Source organism: Streptomyces sp. N35 (genome assembly GCF_016464295.1).
GTDB lineage: Bacteria > Actinomycetota > Actinomycetes > Streptomycetales > Streptomycetaceae > Streptomyces.
In genome coordinates this window covers 1-2,925 of the sequence record NZ_JAEIMH010000081.1, presented here as the reverse complement: position 1 = coordinate 2,925, position 2,925 = coordinate 1, and the positions used below count along the sequence as shown (strand labels likewise).

Annotated in this window: 1 protein-coding gene; it reads right to left on the bottom strand. The window is 71.6% G+C overall.

The window, feature by feature from the left end:
• Positions 1-57: 57 nt before the first annotated feature.
• On the bottom strand, positions 58-2,925 hold a 2,868-nt coding region (locus JAO81_RS32945; RefSeq protein WP_199551643.1), incomplete at its 5' end, for an Rne/Rng family ribonuclease.

The window sequence follows — 2,925 nt, the reverse complement described above, 5'->3', positions numbered from 1 at the left end:
CCGCCCCCCCGGGGAGGGACGGCGCACGCCCGCCGAGTTGCGCGGAGGAGCCTGAAGTCAGTCGGTCGGAGCCGACACCGACGGCAGCGCCTGCTGCTCGGCCGCCGCGGTCTTCTTCGCCGCTGCCTTCTTCGTCGTCGACTTCTTCGCCGCGGTCTTCTTGGCCGCCGTCTTCTTGGTCGCCGCGGTCTTCTTCGTCGCGGCCTTCTTGGCGGTGGCCTTCTTGGCCGACTTGCGCGCGGCCTTCTTGGCCGGCGCGGCCTCCTCGGCCTCCACCGCGGACGCGGCCTCGGGCTCGCCGCCGGTCGCGGGCACGACCATCACGGCAGCGTCCTCGGACGTCGTCGGCGCGGACGCCTTGCGCACGGCGCGACGCCGCGGACGGGCCGGGGCAGCGCTCTCGGCCTTGTCCTGTACGGGCGCTTCGGCGGGCTTCTCCTGTACGGGCTCGGGCTCGGCCGCCACGGGAGCAGGCTCCGGCTCGGCGACCACGACAGCCGCGGGCGCTTCCTCGGCGGACTTGGGCGCCCCCGCGGGAGCCGTCGCCTTCCGGGTGGCCCGACGCCGGGTACGGCCCTTGGGCGCGGCGTCATCGGCGACCGGCTTGGCCTCTTCGGCCTGCGCCTGCTCCGCCTTCGGCTCCTCGGCCTTGGGCTCGGAGACCTTGGGCTGCTCGGACTTCGGCTCGGAGACCTTGGCCTGCTCGGCCTTGGGCTCCTCGGACTTCGGCTGCTCGCCCTTCGGCTCGGAGACGTTGGCCTGCGAGGCCTTCGCCTCGGACGCCTTGGGCGAACCCGCCGGAGCCGTCGCCTTGCGCGTGGCCCGGCGCCGCGAACGGCCCCTGGACGCCGCGGCCTCGGCCTCGGCGGGGCTGGAGTACAGCTCCTCGTCCGGCACGAACTCCGGCTCGTCGAGCTTCACCGGAGCCGCCACCTCGGCGGCGACCTCGGCAGCGCTCTCGACCGGCTCGACCGCCTCGTGCGTGTGCTCGTGGTGGTCCGTGCCGCCCTTGCCGCGCTTCTTGCTGCGCTTGCCGCCGCCACCGGCGGAGGTCGCCTGCTCCATGTGCACGATGACGCCACGGCCGTTGCAGTGCACGCAGGTCTCGGAGAAGGACTCCAACAGGCCCTGTCCGACGCGCTTACGCGTCATCTGGACCAGACCGAGCGAGGTGACCTCGGCGACCTGGTGCTTCGTACGGTCACGGCCCAGGCATTCGAGCAGCCGGCGCAGGACCAGGTCCCGGTTGGACTCGAGGACCATGTCGATGAAGTCGATGACGACGATGCCGCCGAGGTCGCGCAGGCGCAGCTGGCGCACGATCTCCTCGGCCGCTTCGAGGTTGTTCCTCGTCACCGTCTCTTCGAGGTTGCCGCCCTGGCCGGTGAACTTGCCGGTGTTGACGTCGACGACGATCATCGCCTCGGTCTTGTCGATCACCAGCGAACCACCGGACGGCAGCCAGACCTTGCGGTCGAGCGCCTTGGCGAGCTGCTCGTCGATCCGGTACGTGGCGAAGACGTCGACCTCGGAGGTCCACTTCGAAAGGCGGTCCGCCAGGTCGGGGGCGACATGGGACACGTATCCGTGGATGGTCTCCCAGGCCTCCTCACCGCTGACGATGACCTTCGAGAAGTCCTCGTTGAAGATGTCGCGCACGACGCGGACGGTCATGTCCGGCTCGCCGTACAGCAGACTCGGCGAGCTCGTCGAGATCTGCTTCGCCTTCTTCTGGATGTCCTCCCACTGCGCCTGCAGCCGCTCGACGTCACGGCGCAGCTCGTCCTCGCTCGCGCCCTCGGCGGCAGTGCGCACGATGACGCCCGCGTCCTCGGGAACGATCTTCTTGAGGATGGTCTTCAGACGCGCGCGCTCGGTGTCCGGGAGCTTGCGGCTGATGCCGGTCATCGAGCCCTCGGGCACGTACACGAGGTAGCGCCCGGGCAGCGAGACCTGGCTGGTCAGACGGGCGCCCTTGTGACCGATCGGGTCCTTGGTGACCTGCACGAGGACCGACTGGCCCGACTTCAGGGCCTGTTCGATACGGCGCGGCCCGTTGGCCATGCCGAGCGCCTCGAAGTTGACCTCACCGGCGTACAGGACCGCGTTGCGGCCCTTGCCGATGTCGATGAACGCGGCCTCCATCGACGGCAGCACGTTCTGGACCTTGCCCAGGTAGACGTTGCCGACGTACGAGGTGGCCTGCTCCTTGTTGACGTAGTGCTCCACGAGCACGTTGTCCTCGAGGACGCCGATCTGCGTGCGCTCGCCGTGCTGGCGCACGACCATCACGCGCTCGACGGCCTCGCGGCGCGCCAGGAACTCGGCCTCGGTGATGATCGGGACGCGACGGCGGCCCTGCTCACGGCCTTCGCGCCGGCGCTGCTTCTTGGCCTCGAGACGGGTCGAGCCCTTGATGGACTGGACCTCGTCGCTGGCCTGCTCGCTCTCGGACTTCTTGGCGCGCGGCTCGCGCACCTTGACGACCGTGCGCTCCGGGTCACCGTCGCCCGGCTCGCTGTCCGCCGGGCTGTCCCCGGAGCGACGGCGGCGCCGGCGACGGCGACGGCTGCTGCTGGTCGAGCCGCCCGCGTCGCGGTCCCCGTGCTCCGCGTCGTCCTCGTCGGACTCGTCGGATTCGTCGGAGGCCCCGGCACCTTCCTGCTGGGGGGGGGAGTCCGAGGCGTCCCCGTCCCCGCCACGGTCCTGGTGGGAGCCCTCACCGCGACGGCGGCGACGCCCGCCACGACGGCGGCGACGGCCCGAACGGCCGCCCTGGTCCTCGGAGTCATCGCCCTCGGACTCGCCCTCGGCACCGTCCTGCTCGTCGGCGGCGTCCTCTTCGGTGTCCTCGGGGGTCTCCTGCACCGGCTCGGCGGCCGGCTCGGCCGGCTCACCGCGGCGGCGCCGGCGACGGCGCGAACC